This window comes from Cohnella sp. CFH 77786, from assembly GCF_019400745.1.
Taxonomy (GTDB): Bacteria; Bacillota; Bacilli; order Paenibacillales; family Paenibacillaceae; genus Cohnella.
This window is the reverse complement of sequence record NZ_WJIB01000006.1, coordinates 111,665-130,469: the sequence shown is the minus strand read 5'-3', so window position 1 is coordinate 130,469 and position 18,805 is coordinate 111,665. Positions and strand designations below refer to the sequence as shown.

The window sequence follows — 18,805 nt, the reverse complement described above, 5'->3', positions numbered from 1 at the left end:
CTCCCTAATTAAAGGAGTGAAATTATGGCAAGACCCGTTATCGCCATCGTCGGACGACCCAATGTGGGGAAGTCGACCATTTTTAACCGCATCATCGGCGACCGGCTGGCGATCGTGGAAGATAAGCCCGGGGTTACCCGGGACCGCATTTACGGTACGGGAGAATGGAACGGCCAATCGTTCAGCGTGATCGATACGGGGGGCATCGAGATCGACGGGGAAGACCAGATGCTCCGTCTGATCCGCATGCAAGCCGAACTCGCCATCGAGGAAGCGGATGCGATCATCTTCATGGTAGATGCCAAAGCGGGCATCACGAACGCGGACGAAGAGGTTTCCCAAATGCTGTACCGTTCCGGCAAGCCGGTCGTCTTGGCCGTGAACAAAGTGGACAACCTGCAGCGGATGGACGATATTTACGAGTTCTACGCCCTCGGGTTCGGGGACCCGGTCGGCATCTCCGGAGCTCACGGCACGGGGATCGGCGACTTGTTGGACGCCGCCGTCGCGAAGCTTCCGCCTGCCGAAGAGGAAGAATATGACGAGGACGTCATCAAGGTCGCGCTGATCGGCCGCCCCAACGTCGGGAAATCTTCGCTCGTCAACGCCATTCTCGGCGAGGAACGGGTGATCGTCAGCGACGTCGCGGGAACGACTCGCGACGCGATCGACACGCCGTTCGAACGGGACGGGCAGAAATACGTGCTGATCGACACCGCCGGCATGCGCAAGCGCGGCAAGGTGTACGAAACGACCGAGAAATACAGCGTCATGCGCGCGATGAAGGCGATCGAGCGGGCCGACGTGGCGCTCATCGTGATCAACGGCGAGGAAGGCATCATCGAACAGGACAAGCACATTGCCGGTTACGCGCACGAGAACGGCAAGGCGAGCGTTTTCGTCGTGAACAAATGGGACGTCGTCGAGAAGGACGATAAGACGATGCAGCATTTCGAGAACATGATCCGGGACCATTTCCTGTTCATGACCTACGCGCCCGTCGTGTTTCTGTCCGCCAAGACGAAAAGCAGGTTGAACCGGCTCCTTCCGGTCGTGAACCGCGTGGCGGAGCAGCATGCGATGCGAATCCCGACGCACGTGCTGAACGACATCGTGATGGATGCGGTTTCCATCAATCCTCCTCCCACCGACAAAGGGCGAAGGCTTAAGGTCAACTACGCGACGCAGGTCGGGGTCAAGCCGCCGACCATCCTCATTTTCGTCAACGAGCCGGAAATGATGCATTTTTCATACGAACGCTATTTGGAGAACAAGATTCGAGCCGCTTTCCCGTTCGAGGGCACGCCGCTTCGATTGTTTTCCCGGCGCAAATCGGACCAGGAATAGGAGAGAACGGATTGTTCACACCGATCGTTGCTATCGCCGCCGGGTACTTGCTCGGCTCCGTTTCGTTCAGCATTCTTATGGCCAGATGGCTCAAAAAAATCGACATCCGCCAGCACGGAAGCGGGAACGCGGGGGCGACGAACACGCTCCGCGTGCTCGGCAAAGGTCCCGCGCTCGCCGTCTTCCTGCTGGACGTCGCGAAAGGAATCGCGGCGGTGCTGATCGGGCACTGGCTCGGGAAAGGGGAAGATTGGGTCCCCGTGCTGTGCGGCCTTGCCGCCATTGTCGGCCATAACTGGCCGGTGTATTTCCGGTTCAAAGGCGGCAAAGGCATCGCCACGACGATCGGGGCGCTCGCGGTCATGGCCTTCTTGCCGACGCTCCTCGCAGGACTTGCCGCGATCGCGACGATCGCCTCGACCCGGTACGTGTCGCTCGGCTCGCTCGTTTTCGCCGTGCTGTCTCCGGTCTTAATCGCCTTATTCGGCTATGAAGCACCTTACATATGGGGGGCCGTAATCGTCGCCGTAATGGCGGTGTTGCGCCACCGCAAAAATATCGTCAAGCTCGTCAAAGGCACCGAGAACAAACTTGGCGGCAACAAAAAAGGTGAGCCCCATGGAGCGTAAACAGACGGCCGTTCTCGTCGCGGGAAGCTGGGGAACGGCTTTGGCGCGGGTACTCGCGGACAATGGCCATGACGTCAGATTGTGGACGCGGAATCCGGAGCAGGCCGAAGAAATCAACGAAAAACGGCGCAACACCCGTTTCCTGCAAGACGCGGTCATTCCCGAAGGAATCACGGCTTTCACGGAAATGAGGGACGTGCTTGCCGGGGCGGAAATGGTCCTTTTCGTGGCCCCTTCCGCTGCGATGAGAGAGGTGGCGCAGAACGCGGCTTCCCATTTGGGACGGGAAACGCTTGTTGTCCATGCGACCAAGGGATTCGAAGCCGGCACGCTGAAACGGATGTCCACGGTGCTGGCGGAAGAATTAGGCCGCGGGGAGAGCGAAATCGTCTGCTTATCGGGCCCGAGCCACGCCGAAGAGGTGATCGTGCGCCAGCCCACGACGGTCGTGGTGGCTTCGCGAAACTCGGAGCGTGCGGAGGCGGCGCAGGATTATTTCATGAACGACGCTTATTTCCGAGTCTATACAAACCCGGATCTGATCGGCGTCGAGACGTCCGGAGCGGTGAAGAATATCATCGCCCTAGGCGCGGGACTGTCGGACGGCCTCGGATTCGGCGATAACGCCAAGGCGGCGCTCGTGACGCGCGGGCTCGCGGAAATCGCGCGGCTGGGCGCGGCGATGGGCGCCAATCCGCTGACGTTCGCCGGCCTGGCCGGAGTCGGCGATTTGATCGCCACATGCACGAGCCGCCACAGCCGCAATTGGCGCGCGGGATCGATGCTCGGGCAAGGCGTGCCTCTGGATGAAGTGCTCCGCCGCATCGGCATGGTCGTCGAAGGCGTTCGCACGACGAAGTTCGCGCACGAGTTGGCCTCCCGCTATGGCGTGGAGATGCCGATCACCGACCAATTGTACGCCGTCCTGTTCGAGGGCAAAGCCCCGGAGCAGGCGGTCGGCGATCTGATGGGGCGCGTCCGCACCCACGAAATCGAAGAAATCGCGGCCGCTTCCCGGGAGAAATGGCTGAAGTAAACCACCGGTCTGTCGGCCCACACCATTTGTCCCGCCCCGACATACATTATCCATGCATAATCGTTCCCCCAATAGCAGCCGTTCATAGACGGGGTCCCCAAAAAGGAATCGGAATCGGCTGCAAAGCTTAACTTCTCTTTTTGGGGTGAAAGAGGGAGGGTAGGCATGGATAAGAAGTTTTCCAAGGACATCCTGGGCATGGTGAACCAGAAAACCGGCAAAAACATCACCGAGAACTCCATCAAGAAAATCGCGGGAACCGTCACGCCGGATACGCTGCAGAGCGAAGCGCAGCTGCGCGCGCTGATCAAGCAGGTCTCGCAGCTCGCGAACGTACCGGTATCGGAAGAGACGATGAAGGAGATCGTCTCGGCCGTCAAGAAGAGCGGCTTGAACATGAGCAACCTGGAAGGCCTTATGAAAATGATGATGAAATCGTGAACGAGACGGGTTTTCGCTTCGGCGGGAGCCCGTTTCTTCTTTGTCATCCCCGCCCGCGAGTGGTATAATATGTAGCGTTTTGAAACGGGGTTGCGGTGGGAGGCACATGGTTTGGATCCGATGACCAAAATGTGGGTGTCGTTCGTCGGCATCGGTTTGATGGTGATGGCGGCGGCATTGATCACGTTCACGCGGCTGAAGACGAAAGGGTGGATCCGGTTCGTTTTGTCGGTGGCCGCGTTCGTCATGTTGCTGTCTGGCATGCTATGCGGCCTTGTCGCCATCGTATAGAGGGGGCGGACAAGCTTGCTTACGCTTACGGGAAGAACCCGGACCAAGACGGCGGAAGCCGAAATCGGCCACACGTTGCTTGAGCATGCGTTGAAAGCCGGGGTCGATTGGAATTTCAATTGCAGCCGGGGCACCTGCGCCAGATGCAGATGTTACGTGGAGAGCGGAGCCGATTTGCTCGCGGAGCCGACGGATGCCGAGTGGGACCGTCTCGGACCGGATGAGCTGGACGGCGGCTTCCGGCTCGGCTGCCAAGCGGAGGTCGTGCGGAAGGGCAAACTGATCGCCGTCAACCGCACTTACTTCTAATGGCATTTTCGCAGAAGGCATGGAGGTGATCCCGTCATGGATTGCGGATATCCCGCCGCCGCCGTGGCCGAGTTGGCCGTAAGGCTGGAAGGCTGCGGGGCGGTATGGGTCATCGGGGGCAGCACCGGACTCGCCATGCGGGGGGCGAATCTCGGCAGGGCTCCGCGGGATCTGGACATATACGCGGACGAGGAAGACGCGGCGCGCATTCATGCGATGCTGGGGAATTGCGCTCTGGACCGTCCTGTCTACAGCGCAACGGACCGTTACCGTTCCATCCTGTCCCATTACCGGATCGCCGAAACGCAGGTGGAGCTGGTGGGGGATTTCCGGATCGAGACCGGAGGATCGCGGTACCGGACTGAGGTCCGTCATCTGCTGTATCCGGAGGGCGATTCGTGCGAATCGGTTCGGGTTCCGGCCAAGCTCGTGCCGCTCGGCCACGAACTCATTTTCAACGCGCTGCGTGACCGGCCTGATCGCTGCGAAGCCGCGGGCAGCTTGATCCGGATGCTGCCCGAACGGCATTTGCCGATTCTCGAGCGTCTGCTCGAACGGAACGAATTGTCGGAGGAAACGGTTCGAACCGTGAAACGTTACGCGACGGACCCGGAACTTCGCGGGGAAGCGGGGTTGATCTGAACGGATGCCGAAAGTGACCTTCCTGCCGGACGGCCGCCATGCGGAAGTGCGTCCCGGCACGACGCTGCTCGACGCTTCGCGGCGGGCGCGCGTGCCTATTCGGACGAGGTGCGATGGCCAAGCTTCTTGCTTGATGTGCAAAGTGAACGTTCCGTCCGATCAGGCTTCTGCTTTGCAAGAACCCGGTCCCGCCGAAACCCGCAAAATCGGCCCGCTGCTGCAGGAAGGGGTCCGTCTCTCTTGCCAGGCGCGGGTCCAAGCGGACGTGACCGTTTTCGTTCCGGAGGATCCTCTGAAAGCGGCGATCCGCAAAAAAATGGAGGAACAACAAAGGGAGAGAGACGAACTGTGGTGAACGTGAAGATCGCGCGCCCTGCCGTTCTGGCGGCGTGTTTGTCGTTTCTGCTGCTGCTCTCCGGGTGCTTGTATCCGGAAGAGCAGACGCCGGGACAAGGAGCTTCCGTGCGCGGGGCGGTCGGTACGGTGCAGGACGCGGTGAACCGTTATAAGGAAGCGACCGGTCTTCTTCCGATCCAGAATGCCGACGCCTCCGTTCCGGTCTACGAGAAATTCAAGATCGACTTCGCGAAAATGAAGCGGATGGGGTATGTCGAGAGCATCCCGAAACACGCTTTCGAGAGCGGGGGAAAATACGTCTTCCTGATCATCGACGAAGAAACGAATCCCCGGGTCAAACTGCTCGACGTCACCGTCTATCAGGAGATCGCGAACGTTCAGAAAAAGGTGGACGAGTACCGCAGCGGACACGGGGGCGAGAACCCGGCAGCGGGCGAGGCATATCCCGGGTTCCGCTACCTGGATTTCGGCAAGCTCGGAATGAAGCAGCCGGACGTGCTCAGCATGTACACGCGCCGTCCGCTTGAGCTCATGGTGGACGAGGCAGGCCGGGTTTACGCCGATTACGGCATCGACGTCGCGGAGGCGCTGAAAAAAGGCGGATCGACTCCGGCTGCCGACGAGGACTTGCGAGAACGATTGGTCGACGCCTCCGACTTCGTGCCGGTGAAATCGCCCGTTTACCGATTGGCGAACGGAAGTCCGCAAGCCGTGCCGGATCCGTCAAGAAGCTAGTCCTCCCAAATGGCGGGAGAGCGGTAGAGGTAAGAAACCAAAGTGCTTTATATGCGCCTGCAGAGCGGCAGAATTTAGGGACAAAATGCCTTAATTCCGCTCGAATAGAGGGAGTAGGGCAGAGTAAAGGAACAAAATGCTTCCATTCATAACGACCGCGTTAGTGCCTCGGCCGATGGCCGAGGCCTTTTTAATGCAATCATTTTAGAAGGAATAAAGATCTGCTCAAGGAATCTACCAAAGGCGGAAAAAAGATAGACATATGCGCAGATTCCCTCTCATATGCTTGTTGAGGAAACCAACAGGAGCGCCGGCGGGCGTACGTCGGCATGGGAAACATTTTGGGCGGAAGGGTCATAATCCGGACCCTCGCACATACAATGTTACCAGTCCAAATTCGTGTACGAGTTCCGTCGCGCTGGCGGCACGCGTTCGTTTCGCGATTACGATGGGAGGGAATTCTGAGTGGAAAAAGTAGACATTTTCAAGGATATCGCCGAGCGCACCGGAGGCGATATCTACCTCGGGGTCGTCGGCGCCGTACGGACGGGCAAATCGACCTTCATCAAGCGGTTCATGGAAACCGTCGTGCTGCCCAACATTTCGCACGAGGCCGACCGGATCCGGGCCATCGACGAACTGCCGCAAAGCGCGGCCGGCCGCACGATCATGACGACGGAGCCGAAATTCGTCCCGAACAATGCGGTTCAAATCAGGGTCGCCGAAGGGCTGGAAGTGAACGTCCGGCTCGTCGACTGCGTCGGATATACGGTAGAGGGGGCCAAAGGCTTCGAAGACGAAAGCGGACCGAGGATGATTTCGACTCCATGGTTCGAAGAGCCGATTCCGTTCCAGGAAGCGGCGGAGATCGGCACCCGCAAAGTCATCCAAGAGCATTCGACCTTGGGCGTCGTCGTGACGACCGACGGGACGATCGCGGAAATTCCGCGCAGCGCTTACATCGACGCGGAGGAGCGGGTCGTGGCCGAGCTGAAGGAAGTCGGCAAGCCGTTCGTGCTCGTCGTGAACTCCACGCGGCCGAGGAGCGAGGAGGCCCAGGCGCTCAGGAGCGAGCTGGCGGCTAAATACGACATTCCCGTCATGACCCTCTCCGCAGCCACCATGGGGGAAGACGAAGTGATCGGCGTGCTGCGGGAGGTGCTTTACGAGTTCCCCGTGCACGAAGTGAACGTAAACCTTCCGAGCTGGGTGATGGTCCTGAACGAAGGACACTGGCTGCGCTCGAGTTACGAGACTTCCGTCCGCGAGACGGTGAAGGATATCCGCAGGCTGCGGGACGTCGACCGCGTCGTGGCCCAGTTCATGGAGTACGACTTCGTCGCCCGCGCGGGTCTCAGCGGCATGAATATGGGTCAAGGCGTCGCCGAGATCGACCTGTACGCGCCCGACGAGCTGTATGACCGGATCCTGATGGAGGTCGTCGGTACCGAAATCCGCGGCAAGGACCACCTTCTGCAGCTGATGCAGGAGTTCGCCCACGCCAAACGCGAATATGACCGCTTCGCCGAAGCGCTGGAGATGGTCAAGACGACCGGCTACGGCATCGCGGCTCCGACGCTTAAAGAGATGGTGCTCGACGAACCGGAGCTCATCCGCCAAGGTTCCCGCTTCGGCGTGCGGCTCAAGGCGACCGCGCCGTCGATCCACATGATCCGCGTCGACGTGGAGTCCGAGTTCGCTCCGATCATCGGTACCGAGAAGCAAAGCGAAGAGCTGGTCCGCTACCTGATGCAGGACTTCGAGAAGGACCCGATCAAAATTTGGGAGTCCGACATTTTCGGCCGTTCGCTGCATTCCATCGTGCGCGAAGGCATCCAGGGCAAAATCGCGATGATGCCGGACAATGCCCGCTACAAATTGCAGGAAACGCTCGGACGCATCATCAACGAAGGCTCCGGCGGGCTGATCGCGATCATTCTGTAAATCCGGAAGCACCCTTTCGCCCGAAAGGGTGTTTTTCTTTTTGCTCGAATCGCTCCTCTTCGACACGATTTCGACATAAAAATATTTTTCTAAACCCGATTGACGTACTCGGAATTAACATGATAATGTAATTCTAGTTTCATGGGACAAGCAAGATGGGGAGGAAAAGAATTCATGGCTAAGAGAAAACAGACATTTGCCCTGCTGTCGTTGATTCTGGCGTTCGCGCTCGCGATCGCGGCATGCGGGAAGAAAGAAGAAACCGGAGGAAGCTCGCCTTCGGCATCGGCTTCCCCCAGCGAATCGGCATCCGCTTCGCCATCGGGTTCCTCGGGCGCCGACGCAGGCATCGCAGCGCTGAAAGGCAAGAAAATCGCCTTGATCATGCGTCTGAACACCGGCACGTTCTCCGCGCAATACATTGACGGCGTCAAGAAGCAAGTGGAGAAGTTCGGAGGCGTATTGACCGTCCTCGGTTCGGACAACGATCTTAACAAGATGGCGGCCAACCTCGATTCCGCGGTGACCCAGAAATTCGACGGCATCCTGATCGACCACGGCGATCCGGGCGCGCTGACGGCAGGCGTGAACAAAGCGTTGGAAGCGAAAATCCCGGTCGTGGCGTTCGACTCCGCTTTGAACGGCATCGAAGGCGTAACCAATCTGGCGCAGAACGACCAGAAGCTCGCCGAGCTGACGCTTGAGCAATTGGCGAAGGATACGGGCGGCAAAGGCAACATCGTGAAAGTATGGGTTGCGGGTTTCCCTCCGATGGAGAGCCGGCAAATTTCCTATAAGAAGTTCCAGGAGAAATATCCGGACCTCAAGGAAGTCGCGGCGTTCGGCGACGCCAGCAATCCGCAGCTCGATACGCAGAACAAGCTGGAAGCCGTCCTCAAGCAATATCCGAACAAAGGCGACATCGCGGCGGTATGGGCGTCCTGGGACGAGTTCGCCAAAGGAGCGGCCAACGCCATCAAGCAAGCGGGACGCGACGAAATCAAAATCTACGGCATCGATCTGAGCGACGAGGACCTGAAAATGATCCAGGATCCGACGAGCCCGTGGGTCGCTTCCGCGGCGGTAGACCCGTCTTCGATCGGCACCGTGCAAGTCCGTTACCTCTACCAAAAGCTGCATGGCGACACGACGGACGCGACGGTCGAGCTGGAGCCGGTCTTCGTGCACCGGGACATGCTCCCGAAAGACAAAGCCGTGACGACGGCCGATCTGGCTCAGTACGTTCAAGGCTGGGGACAGAGCGACGCAGGCAATACGGACTACCTGAAAGCTCTCGAAGCATCGGTCGGCAAGTAACGGTAACGCAAAAATGGGGCGGCGCGGCCAACAACCGCGCCGTTTTTGTTCCGGATCAAGATTTGAAAGTTTTCGGCGGGGCGAAGTATTAAATGTCCACTTCGATCGGCGCCCTTCGCACAGACTCGGTGAATAATAGGAAAACCTCCCACTATTTTTGCGTTTTGGCCTATAGCGTATGATTAGTGGGAGAAAATTGCCCACTCCTTTCGGAGCTTCACGCAGAAATCGGGTTTTGCCCCGATTTTAGCGGGTGTTTTTCCCGCTATTTTCCCAAAATCCGCGAAAAGATCGAGAATTGCGGGAGGTTTTCCCGCCAAAGTAGAATGGCGGCCCTTGGTACGGACACCGCTCAGGACGCCATAGGCTCCGAGATAATGAACGGATAACATCAGAGCATCACGTCACTTCGGGGGAAATCTAGTATAATGGCGGAAAGGAGAGAGGCCCATATGGGAGCGAAAGAAAACGCCAGCGTTCTGCGCATGCGGGGCATCGCCAAGGCGTTCGCCGGGGTGCCCGCGCTGAACGGCGTCGATTTCACGCTGCGCGGCGGGCAAATCCACGCCTTGCTCGGCGCGAACGGCGCCGGCAAAAGCACGCTGATGAAAATTTTGTCGGGTGCGTACCCATCCGATGAAGGAGCGGTCGAAATCGACGGCAAACCGGTCGCGCTACGGTCTCCTGCAGAAGCCAAGCGGGCGGGCATCCATTGCGTGTACCAGGAAGTCGATACTTCGCTGGTTCCCCATCTTACGGTGGGCGAGAACATCATGCTGGACAAGCTCGCTTCCTCGTCAGGCAGCGGGTGGGTACGCTGGGGAACCGTGCACGGAGAAGCCGCCGGCGTGCTGGAGCGGATCGGCCTCGCGCTGTCCACCCGCAAGCTGGTGCGCGACCTGACGTTGGCCGAGAAGCAGCTCGTCCTGATCGCGCGCCTGCTGTCTATGAACGCGAAGTTCGTCATTCTCGACGAGCCGACCGCTCCGCTCAGCCTGGAAGAGGCGGAGACGCTGTTCCGCATCATGGAGGGGCTAAAGCGGGACGGCATCGGGGTCGTCTTCATTTCCCACCGGCTGCCGGAAGTGTTCCGGATCGCAGATGAAATCACCGTCATGCGAGACGGGCAACGGGTGTGGACCAAGCCGAGCGAGGAAACCGACACCCATGGGGTCGTTCGCGCGATGCTCGGACGAAGCTTCGAGGAGGAATATCCGAAGCTGCAAGCCGACATCGGGGAAGTCGTGCTGTCGGTGCGGGATCTGGCTGCGGGCACTCGGGTGCGCGGCGTCGATCTCGACGTCCGGGCGGGCGAAGTGGTCGCGGTGGTCGGCTTGGTCGGCGCGGGCAAAACGGAGCTGTCGAGACTGCTGTTCGGAGCGGATCGAGCCGAGCGGGGAACCGTGACGGTAGACGGCAAGCCTGCCGACCTCCGCTCCCCGGCGGCCGCCATCGGCTCCGGGTTCGCCCTCGTGCCGGAAGAGCGCCGCAAGGAAGGCATCCTCGTACGCGAATCGGTGCTCCACAACCTGAGCCTGCCGATCCTCAAATCGATCAGCCGGCTCGGTTTCGTATCCGGGTCCGCCGAACGCAGGCACGGCATCGGCACGGTAGCCGGCCTCGGCATCAAAACGCCGGGCCTCGGGCAACTGACCGCTTATTTGAGCGGCGGCAACCAGCAGAAAGTCGCGATTGGCAAATGGACGGCGACGGACGCGAAAGTGTTCCTGTTCGACGAGCCGACCAAGGGCGTCGACGTCGGCGCGAAAAGCGACATTTTCCGCATCATCGGCGAGCTGGCCCGCCAAGGCAAGGCGGTCCTGTATTTGACTTGCGAATTCGCCGAGGCGATCGGTCTCGCGGACCGCATACTCGTCATGTGCGACGGCGTCATCGTCAAACAATTCGGCCGCGGGGAAGCGACGCAGGAGAACCTGCTTTATTACGCCAGCGCGGGAAGAGAGGAATAACCTTGAAAAACCGTTTGCTCCATTTTACGTTCCGATATGGCACCTTGATTTTCATCGGACTTGTCATCCTGTTCTTTTCGCTGTCGAGAGAGGCCTTCTTCACGTTCGACAACATGATGGACATCCTGCGAGCGATTTCCATCGTCACGTTCGTCGCCATCGGAGTCACGATTTCGCTGACGGTGGACGGATTCGACCTGTCCGTCGGGGCCTCGATGTCGCTGTCCACGGTGCTGACGGCAACGCTTATGGTATGGTACGAAATGCCGCTGGCGGTCGTGCTGATCGTCCCGCTGCTCGTCGGCGCCGCCGTCGGGCTGTTGAACGCTTTCCTCATCGTCAAGATCCGGATCCCGGATCTGCTCGCCACGCTCGCGGTCATGTACATCGTGAACGGCATCCACAAGACCTATACCAAAGGCTACTCCATTTACAACAACATGCCTTTGCAGGACGGCACTACGGCCCCCGGCGTCATGTTGAAGCCGTTTCTGTGGATCGGGCAGGGCAAGCTGCTGGGCGTCCCGTTTCCCGTCATCCTGATGGTCATTGCCGTCGCCGGCGCTCACGTTTTCTTCAAATACACGCGCTGGGGCCGCCAAATGATCATGACGGGAGGCAACGAGGAAGCGGCCAGGTTGTCGGGGCTCCGCGTGAAAAAAGTGCGTACGCTTGCTTACGTCGCTTCGGCCGTTTTCGCTTCCATCGGAGGCATTCTGTTCGCGGCACGGATCGGCTCGGGTCAGATCGACGCCGGAGCTCCCATGCTGATGGACTCCGTCGCCGCCGTCTTCGTGGGCTATTCCGTGTTCGCCGCAGGCCGTCCAAACATTATCGGCACTTTTTTCGGTGCCGTTCTCATGGGGGTTATGGTGAACGGATTAACGATGATGAACGTGGATTATTACAAGAACGATATCATCAAAGGGATCGTGCTTGTGCTCGCCTTGGCCGTCACGTTCATCCACCTGAACAGAAAAAGGGCTTGAACCTCGCGTCCGGCTTGAAACTTCGGGTTTTGCGCGTGTATAATTTCTGATGAAACGGATAAACAGTTACTAAGCCACGTTCCGTTGTGGGAGGTGAAGGCCATGAACAAAACCGAACTGATCGCGAAAGTAGCCGAGTTGACCGACCTGTCCAAGAAGGATGCCACGCAAGCGGTGGACGCCGTGTTCGACGTGATCTCGGAAGCGTTGCAGAACGGCGACAAAGTGCAGCTCGTCGGCTTCGGCAACTTCGAAGTGCGCGAGCGCTCCGCCCGCAAGGGACGCAATCCGCAGACCGGTGACGAAATCGAAATCCCCGCCGGGAAAATTCCCGCTTTCAAGCCGGGCAAGGCGTTAAAAGAAGGCATTAAATAAAACATGGTTTTTTGCTTGATTTTGTGATGGTTTGGGGGTTGCGCTCAGGTTTGGGCCTGTGCTATACTCAATCGGTGCCGATAATGGAAGCCGACGAGACGTAGCGCAATCTGGTAGCGCGCACCCTTGGGGTGGGTGAGGTTGCAGGTTCAAATCCTGTCGTCTCGACCATTACATAACGCCGACGAAGACGATCGCGAACCGGTCGTCTTCTTTTTCTAGAAGGAGGCCAGCGGGCGATGGAATCGAACCAAGCGGAGTACGTTGTCATAAAAGCCAAAGAAGGCGGCGTCCAAGTGATCGGGCTCACGCGGGGGTCGGACACGAAATTCCACCATACCGAGAAACTCGACCGGGGAGAAGTGCTGATCGCCCAATTCACCGAGCACACGTCCGCCATTAAGATCCGGGGCAAAGCGACCGTGATGACCAAGTTCGGAACGCTGGATACGGATGCATAGGAATCATGCGGTTGATTGCCGAAGGGACCGGGATAAGGTCCCTTTTTCTGTTCCGGCAACCGGACCGGTAACCCGAGCGTTGCCGATGGACGAAGGAATTTGTTGATTGGTGTCGAATAGAAAAGGCAGACCTTCTTGTGCCGACGAAAGAATAGGCGGAGGGGGGCAGGCATAGCTTGCCTTCTCGATATGTACAATGGGATATGCAGAGACTTCCGAACGGAAGGAGACGACCGCGCATGTCCCACATCCGGATGCTGATCTTGTCGTCGTTCGCGGCCCTTGCCGCCATGCTGGCGCTGGGGAGACTTCCCGCGGCGGAGCCCCGCGTCCAGGAGCTTCGGGAGGCCGCGGCGGTATCGGTCCCGGAAGGCGGGATGACGATCTCGGACGACAATCTCGCGGATGCCGTGGCGAGTCTCCGGTTGAACCACCGAATCACGAAGGTCGGCTGGGACCACTCGATCCTGACGATCGATCTGACCTTGAGGAATGGCGTTCGGGGTGACGATTCCCTCTGGAGCGACATGGCCGGGCTGCTCCGCTTTGCGTTCGGCGAAACCGGGAACGTTCATCGGACGCTGATCCGGGTATACCTGGAAACGAACGGCAGGAAGACGCTGTTGTTCTATGGAGCCCCGAGCCGGGACGAGTGGACGGGCAAACGGCTGGAAAGGCTTGAACGCCTCGCGCGGCCGCAAGCCGGGGCCGAAGCGGCTTTTGCCGGGGCCGCGGGGCTGTCCGTTACGCCGGCCGGAGAACGCTGGATTCGAAATATAGCAAATTGATGAACAACCGAGGTGTCTTATGCGGCGTCATCGGGGTTATGTTATAATAGATAAAATCATGAAGCCGTTCTCCGACGGTTAGGACGATCGGGACGGCCCCATGTTCGGAGGCTGAAGAATGACAAGGTACCGGGTTGAACAGTTGGCCCACAAATATATGAACCATGACATGATCTCCCTTCACACGGAGCTGCCGGGATTTCCTTCCGGACGGGTTCGGCTGCTGCACGCGGTGCTCAGCCAGCAGCCGTCCGCGGCCTCGCACCGGGAGCTGTTGGCCCTGGTCGCATCCCTCGTCCAGATGGGCCTGGATACGCACGACATGGTGGAGAACGGCCCCGCGGACGCCAAGAACGGCATGCCGGCCATGCGTTCCAGGCAGCTGAAGGTGCTGGCGGGCGATTATTTCAGCAGCCGGTTCTACCACTTGCTCTCCCAAGCGGGACAAATCGAAGCCGTGCGCCTGCTGAGCGAGGCCATCTGCGACTTGAACCGGATCAAGATGAACGTCTATTCGAAAATGAAACAGCTTAAGCTGGGCGCGGAAGAGTATGTCCATTACGGGGCGGAGATCAAATCCGGCCTGTTCCTGTCGTTCACCGGGTTCATGCACGGCTTGTACGAACGGCTGTGGCCGGAGCTGGTGGAGCGCTATTGCCGCTGCGAGGTGCTGCTTCAGGAGCTGCGGGAAACGGAAGCGGCGCCGGGCAGGGGCTGGGGCTTCTGGCATGTCATGCAGGAGGGCACGGAGGAAGACCAGCGGGCGCTGAGGGAAAACCGGGATGACAGCAGCCTCATCCGCCACTTGATGGATAAATACGGCGTCGCCGAGAAGCTGGGCGGTTTGCTCCGGCAATCCGCTGTTCAATTGAGGGAGCTGGTGGGTCGGTTTCCTTCGGACAAGCTCGTTCGCGAGCTGCAGCCGCTGATCGAGCCGTTTCTGTCCGCCGGCGGTCCCAAGCCGGCGGCCGCGCTGAAGGAATTGGGGTGAACGCATGAGAACGGACGTCGACTCGAAACAACACGTACACGCCGTATTCGAGAGCATCGCTCCCAAGTACGACATGATGAACGATATTCTTAGCTTCCGTCGCCACAAGGCTTGGCGAAAGTTCGCGATGCGCAAGATGGACGTGAAGCCCGCCCAGACGTCGCTTGACTTGTGCTGCGGCACGGCGGATTGGACGATCGCGCTCGCCAAAGCCAGCGGCGGAGCCGAGACCGTGGGCCTTGATTTCAGTCAAAGCATGCTGGCCGTCGGACAGGCGAAGATCGACAAGCTCGGCCTTACGGACAAGATCAAGCTCGTCGAAGGGAACGCGATGTCGCTTCCGTTTCCGGACAATTCCTTCGACTTCGTGACGATCGGATTCGGTCTTCGCAACGTGCCGGACATCGACCAGGTGCTGCGCGAGATGAAACGCGTCGTGAAGCCGGGCGGCAAAGTCGTCTGTCTGGAATTATCGAAGCCCGACTGGCAGCCCTTTAAGGGCCTTTATTATTTTTATTTCGAGAAGCTGCTTCCCCTGATCGGGAAGTGGCTGGTCAAAAAATACGATCAATACCGGTGGCTGCCGGAATCACTGGCGGTGTTTCCGGATCTGCAGCAGCTGGCGGAGCGGTTCCGCGGGGCGGGGCTGAAGAACGTCCGAGCCTATCCGTTAACCGGAGGCGTCGCGGCGCTGCACATCGGTACGAAGGGAAATGACGGGGTATGATCCGCAAAATCCGAATTTTTCTGGACATGATCAAATTCGAGCATACCCTTTTCGCTCTTCCGTTCGCCTTCGTCGGCGCCATTCTCGGAGCGGTGACGGCCCAGCGCCGGCTTCCGGAGTGGCAAGAAATCGGCTGGATCCTGCTCGCGATGGTCGGGGCGCGAAGCGCGGCCATGGGACTGAACCGGCTGATCGACAAAGCCATCGACGCGAAGAACCCGAGAACGGCGGTGCGGGCATTGCCCGCCGGTCTGCTCAAGTCGGGCGAAGTGCTTCTGTTCATCATCGTCTCTTTCTTCATGCTGTTCTGGGCGGCTTCGAATCTCAATTCGCTGTCGGTCAAGCTGCTCCCGATCGCGGTCTTCATGATGGTCATTTATTCTTATACCAAACGGTTCACCTGGCTCTGCCACGTCGTGCTCGGACTGACGATCGGACTCGCCCCATTGGGCGGCTGGGTTGCCGTGACGGGGGAAGTCACGCTGCCGTCCTTGATTCTGTACGTAACGGTTGCGCTGTGGACCGCGGGGTTCGACGTGATTTATGCTTGCCAGGACGTCGAGTTCGACCGCAAGGAAGGGCTTTATTCCATTCCGGCGCGGTTCGGCATCGCCCGCGGACTCGGCATCGCCCGAATGTTCCACTCGCTGACCGCGGTCGGCTTCGCCCTGCTGCTTATCATGACGGATCTCAGCTGGTGGTACTTCGCCGGGATCGTGGTCGCCGGCGCGTTGCTGCTCTATGAGCACAGGCTGGTGAAGCCGAACGACTTGAGCAAGCTGAACGCCGCCTTCTTCACGATGAACGGGGTGCTGAGCGCCGTCGTATTCTTGTTTACGTTCATCGACCTCGTGGTGGTGAGAGCTTGGTGAGGGGAACCGGACAGGGGACAAGCCTCACGGTCAGACCCAAGCGCTGGGTCGTCGGCATTACGGGCGCCAGCGGCGCGGTATACGGCGTTACGCTGTGCCGCCGGCTCTTGGAGGCCGGCTTTCAGGTGCATCTTGTTGTGAGCGAAGCCGGATGGCGGGTGTTCAAGGAAGAGCTGGGCTGGAATGCAGCCAAACGGACGGAAGCGCTCCAAGCGGCATTCGGGGAAGCGGTCCAGGACGGAACTTTGGTTTACCATCCGCTCGGAGACATCGGCGCGTCCATTGCCAGCGGTTCTTTTCTGTGCGAGGGCATGGCGATCGTCCCGTGCTCCATGGGGTCGCTGGCGGCGATCGCGGCCGGCGCGTCGACGAACCTGCTCACGCGGGCCGCGGACGTCATGATGAAGGAAGGCAGACCCTTGCTCCTCGTGCCCAGGGAAACGCCGCTGAACGCCATCCATTTGGAGAACATGCTGAAGCTGGCAAGACTCGGAGTCAGGATCATTCCCGCCATGCCGGCATTTTATCACGGACCCCAAACGCTCGACGATCTCGTCGGCTTTCTGGTCGGCAAAGTGATGGACAACATGGGGATCGCCCACAACTTGTACAACAGATGGGGAGAATGACATGACAGACGGTCTGGCACGGCCGCTCCGTATCGGGCGGATCGATTACACGAACGTGTGGCCCGTATTCCACCATTTTCGACCGGAGAGCCTCCGGTTTCCTGCCGAGCAGGTATCGGAAATGCCCGCGGCGCTGAACCGGAAGCTGAAAGAGGGGGACATCGACGCGGCGGCGATTTCGTCGTTCGCGTACGGGGCGTCCTCCGATTCTTATTATTTGCTTCCGAACTTGTCGGTCAGCGCTCTCGGCAAGGTGCAATCGATATTATTGTTCCTGAAATCCCCGCTGGAGAAAGTGATCCATGGCAAAATCGCGCTCACGACAACGTCGGCGACCTCCGTCAACCTGCTCAAGATCATCATGACGAAATTTTACGGGGGAGATCCCGTTTACGAGGACGCGGAACCGTCCTTGGAAAGGATGATGCGGGACGCGGACGCCGCGCTTCTGATCGGAGACCATGCGATCCGGGCTTCCTGGCAAAACCACGGGTATCGGGTGCTTGATCTTGGTGAAGTATGGAATTTATGGACCGGGCATTGGATGACGTTCGCCTTGTGGGCCGTCCGGCGCGAAGCCGCGGACCGGCAGCCCGAGGCCGTCCGAAGCATCTACGAGGGCTTGATGGAAAGCAAACGCCGGGCATCCCGCGACCTGGGACCGATCGTGTCCAAGGCGCTCCGCCAAATCGGCGGAACCCCGTCCTATTGGCGCGGATATTTCTCCCGCCTGCATCACGATTTCGGCCCCGAACAGCAGGCCGGTCTGATGCTGTATTTCCGGTATGCCCGCGAGCTTGGCCTGATGGAGGGCAAAGTGAGCCTGACCGAATGGCCGGCCGTCGCCCTTGCCGGCAACCTATCCCAGCCGCAGGTGAAATCATGAAATTGATCCAGCTGTACGCAGCCATGAAATCCGAATTGCAAGCGATCGAAGAGGAAATGACACGCGAGGTCACGACCGATTTGCCGCTGCTCAGCGAAACATCCCTCCACCTGCTTAAAGCAGGGGGCAAGCGGATCCGCCCCGTGCTCGTGCTGCTTTCGGGCAAATTCGGAAACTATTCTCTCGAAACCTTGAAAAAAGTAGCCGTTTCGCTCGAGTTGATCCACATGGCGAGCCTCGTCCATGACGACGTAATCGACGACGCCGAAACGAGACGGGGCCAATTGACCGTGAAGTCCAAATGGGACAACCGCATCGCCATGTATACGGGGGATTTTATTTACGCCAAGGCGCTGACCGTCATCACGCGGCTGGAAAACCCCCGGATCCACCAGATTTTGTCAGGCGCAATGGTGCAAATGTGCATCGGCGAAATGGAGCAAATCCGCGATTTCTTCAACGTGGACCAGAACGTCCGGCGTTATCTTCTCCGCATCCGCCGCAAAACGGCGCTGCTCATCGCGATCAGCTGCCAGCTGGGCGCGCTGGCCACGAAGGCGCATCCCGCCGCGAGCGCCGCGCTGTACCGGTTTGGCTACAACGTCGGGATGGCGTACCAAATCACGGATGACCTGCTCGACTTATGCGGAACGGAGAAAGTGATCGGCAAACCGCCGGGCAGCGACCTGCGGCAAGGCAATATCACGCTTCCGGTCCTGTACGCCCTGGAGGATGAAATGATTCGCGAACCTTTGCTTCGCGAAATCGAGGCCATCCGCAGGAGCGACGGGAACGGGGATTCTTCCGCTGCCGTGAGGCTGGTGCGTTCGAGCCGCGGCATCGCGGCCGCGGAAAGGCTGGCGAACCGGTATTTCGCCAAGGCGCTGCAGGCGTTGGACGGATTGCCCGAGTTGCCCGCGAAGAAGAATTTGGCGGATATTACGCGTTTTTTGGCGCAGCGGAGTTATTAAGCACGACGAAGTCGTTTTTACTTGTGGTAAAATGTTGAAAGCAGCTTGTGCATGCCGAATCCCATTTTACCGCCCGCTAAAGCGGAGAGAGGAGAGAG

22 protein-coding genes and 1 tRNA gene are annotated in these 18,805 nt (G+C 59.2%); all 23 read left to right on the top strand.

Going from position 1 to position 18,805, the window contains the following annotated elements:
* Nucleotides 1-24 precede the first annotated feature (24 nt).
* The 23 genes from der to GE107_RS11320 all read left to right on the top strand — a co-directional run bounded on the left by der (nucleotide 25) and on the right by GE107_RS11320 (nucleotide 18,707).
* On the top strand, nucleotides 25-1,347 hold the full coding sequence (der, locus tag GE107_RS11430) for a ribosome biogenesis GTPase Der (protein WP_219640019.1): 1,323 nt from the start codon (nucleotides 25-27) through the stop codon (nucleotides 1,345-1,347).
* A gap of 11 nt (nucleotides 1,348-1,358) precedes the next feature.
* Nucleotides 1,359-1,976 carry a glycerol-3-phosphate 1-O-acyltransferase PlsY gene (gene plsY, locus GE107_RS11425; protein ID WP_219640017.1) on the top strand — a complete coding sequence of 206 codons (618 nt, stop codon included), beginning with the start codon at nucleotides 1,359-1,361 and terminating at the stop codon, nucleotides 1,974-1,976.
* Nucleotides 1,966-3,012: an NAD(P)H-dependent glycerol-3-phosphate dehydrogenase gene (locus GE107_RS11420; protein ID WP_219640015.1), complete on the top strand. Its 1,047-nt coding sequence runs from the start codon at nucleotides 1,966-1,968 to the stop codon at nucleotides 3,010-3,012. The genes plsY and GE107_RS11420 overlap by 11 nt, the downstream gene beginning before the upstream one ends.
* Before the next feature lie 165 nt (nucleotides 3,013-3,177).
* Nucleotides 3,178-3,453, top strand: a complete 276-nt coding sequence (locus GE107_RS11415) for a stage VI sporulation protein F (RefSeq protein WP_219640013.1) — start codon at nucleotides 3,178-3,180, stop codon at nucleotides 3,451-3,453.
* 111 nt (nucleotides 3,454-3,564) lie between these two features.
* On the top strand, nucleotides 3,565-3,744 hold the full coding sequence (locus tag GE107_RS11410) for a DUF2768 family protein (RefSeq protein WP_219640012.1): 180 nt from the start codon (nucleotides 3,565-3,567) through the stop codon (nucleotides 3,742-3,744).
* A 15-nt stretch (nucleotides 3,745-3,759) separates the two neighbouring features.
* Nucleotides 3,760-4,053: a 2Fe-2S iron-sulfur cluster-binding protein gene (locus GE107_RS11405; protein ID WP_219640010.1), complete on the top strand. Its 294-nt coding sequence runs from the start codon at nucleotides 3,760-3,762 to the stop codon at nucleotides 4,051-4,053.
* Between the two features lie 36 nt (nucleotides 4,054-4,089).
* On the top strand, nucleotides 4,090-4,695 hold the full coding sequence (locus tag GE107_RS11400) for a nucleotidyltransferase family protein (protein WP_219640008.1): 606 nt from the start codon (nucleotides 4,090-4,092) through the stop codon (nucleotides 4,693-4,695).
* Nucleotides 4,696-4,699: 4 nt separating this feature from the next.
* Entirely contained in the window at nucleotides 4,700-5,050 is a 351-nt protein-coding gene (locus GE107_RS11395) for a 2Fe-2S iron-sulfur cluster-binding protein (protein ID WP_219640007.1), read from the top strand.
* Nucleotides 5,044-5,787 (top strand): DUF3939 domain-containing protein, encoded by a 744-nt coding sequence (locus GE107_RS11390; protein ID WP_219640005.1) that lies wholly within the window; start codon nucleotides 5,044-5,046, stop codon nucleotides 5,785-5,787. Before GE107_RS11395 ends, GE107_RS11390 begins: the two co-directional genes overlap by 7 nt.
* 465 nt (nucleotides 5,788-6,252) lie before the next feature.
* Nucleotides 6,253-7,731: a stage IV sporulation protein A gene (gene spoIVA, locus GE107_RS11385; RefSeq protein WP_219640002.1), complete on the top strand. Its 1,479-nt coding sequence runs from the start codon at nucleotides 6,253-6,255 to the stop codon at nucleotides 7,729-7,731.
* A gap of 174 nt (nucleotides 7,732-7,905) precedes the next feature.
* A complete protein-coding gene (locus GE107_RS11380) occupies nucleotides 7,906-9,048 on the top strand; it encodes a sugar ABC transporter substrate-binding protein (RefSeq protein ID WP_219640000.1) in 1,143 nt (380 codons plus the stop codon).
* Nucleotides 9,049-9,500: 452 nt separating this feature from the next.
* The gene (locus GE107_RS11375; protein WP_255570405.1) at nucleotides 9,501-11,018 is read left to right on the top strand and encodes a sugar ABC transporter ATP-binding protein; all 1,518 of its coding nucleotides are present in this window, start codon (nucleotides 9,501-9,503) and stop codon (nucleotides 11,016-11,018) included.
* 2 nt (nucleotides 11,019-11,020) lie between these two features.
* Nucleotides 11,021-12,007, top strand: coding sequence for an ABC transporter permease (locus GE107_RS11370; protein WP_219639998.1), 987 nt, complete (start codon nucleotides 11,021-11,023; stop codon nucleotides 12,005-12,007).
* A gap of 42 nt (nucleotides 12,008-12,049) precedes the next feature.
* A complete protein-coding gene (locus GE107_RS11365) occupies nucleotides 12,050-12,382 on the top strand; it encodes an HU family DNA-binding protein (protein ID WP_483298237.1) in 333 nt (110 codons plus the stop codon).
* A 94-nt stretch (nucleotides 12,383-12,476) separates the two neighbouring features.
* A tRNA-Pro gene (locus GE107_RS11360) sits at nucleotides 12,477-12,553 on the top strand.
* Between the two features lie 68 nt (nucleotides 12,554-12,621).
* Nucleotides 12,622-12,843 carry a trp RNA-binding attenuation protein MtrB gene (gene mtrB / locus GE107_RS11355; protein WP_219639994.1) on the top strand — a complete coding sequence of 74 codons (222 nt, stop codon included), beginning with the start codon at nucleotides 12,622-12,624 and terminating at the stop codon, nucleotides 12,841-12,843.
* A gap of 239 nt (nucleotides 12,844-13,082) precedes the next feature.
* Nucleotides 13,083-13,631 (top strand): hypothetical protein, encoded by a 549-nt coding sequence (locus GE107_RS11350; RefSeq protein ID WP_219639993.1) that lies wholly within the window; start codon nucleotides 13,083-13,085, stop codon nucleotides 13,629-13,631.
* A gap of 118 nt (nucleotides 13,632-13,749) precedes the next feature.
* Nucleotides 13,750-14,622 (top strand): heptaprenyl diphosphate synthase component 1, encoded by an 873-nt coding sequence (locus GE107_RS11345; protein ID WP_219639992.1) that lies wholly within the window; start codon nucleotides 13,750-13,752, stop codon nucleotides 14,620-14,622.
* Nucleotides 14,623-14,626: 4 nt separating this feature from the next.
* Nucleotides 14,627-15,349 (top strand): demethylmenaquinone methyltransferase, encoded by a 723-nt coding sequence (locus GE107_RS11340; RefSeq protein WP_219639990.1) that lies wholly within the window; start codon nucleotides 14,627-14,629, stop codon nucleotides 15,347-15,349.
* The gene (locus GE107_RS11335) at nucleotides 15,346-16,221 is read left to right on the top strand and encodes a UbiA-like polyprenyltransferase (protein ID WP_219639988.1); all 876 of its coding nucleotides are present in this window, start codon (nucleotides 15,346-15,348) and stop codon (nucleotides 16,219-16,221) included. The genes GE107_RS11340 and GE107_RS11335 overlap by 4 nt, the downstream gene beginning before the upstream one ends.
* The gene (locus GE107_RS11330) at nucleotides 16,215-16,850 is read left to right on the top strand and encodes a UbiX family flavin prenyltransferase (protein ID WP_255570404.1); all 636 of its coding nucleotides are present in this window, start codon (nucleotides 16,215-16,217) and stop codon (nucleotides 16,848-16,850) included. Before GE107_RS11335 ends, GE107_RS11330 begins: the two co-directional genes overlap by 7 nt.
* Before the next feature lies 1 nt (nucleotide 16,851).
* A complete protein-coding gene (locus tag GE107_RS11325) occupies nucleotides 16,852-17,736 on the top strand; it encodes a menaquinone biosynthetic enzyme MqnA/MqnD family protein (protein ID WP_219639986.1) in 885 nt (294 codons plus the stop codon).
* Nucleotides 17,733-18,707: a polyprenyl synthetase family protein gene (locus tag GE107_RS11320; protein WP_219639984.1), complete on the top strand. Its 975-nt coding sequence runs from the start codon at nucleotides 17,733-17,735 to the stop codon at nucleotides 18,705-18,707. The genes GE107_RS11325 and GE107_RS11320 overlap by 4 nt, the downstream gene beginning before the upstream one ends.
* Nucleotides 18,708-18,805: the final 98 nt, after the last annotated feature.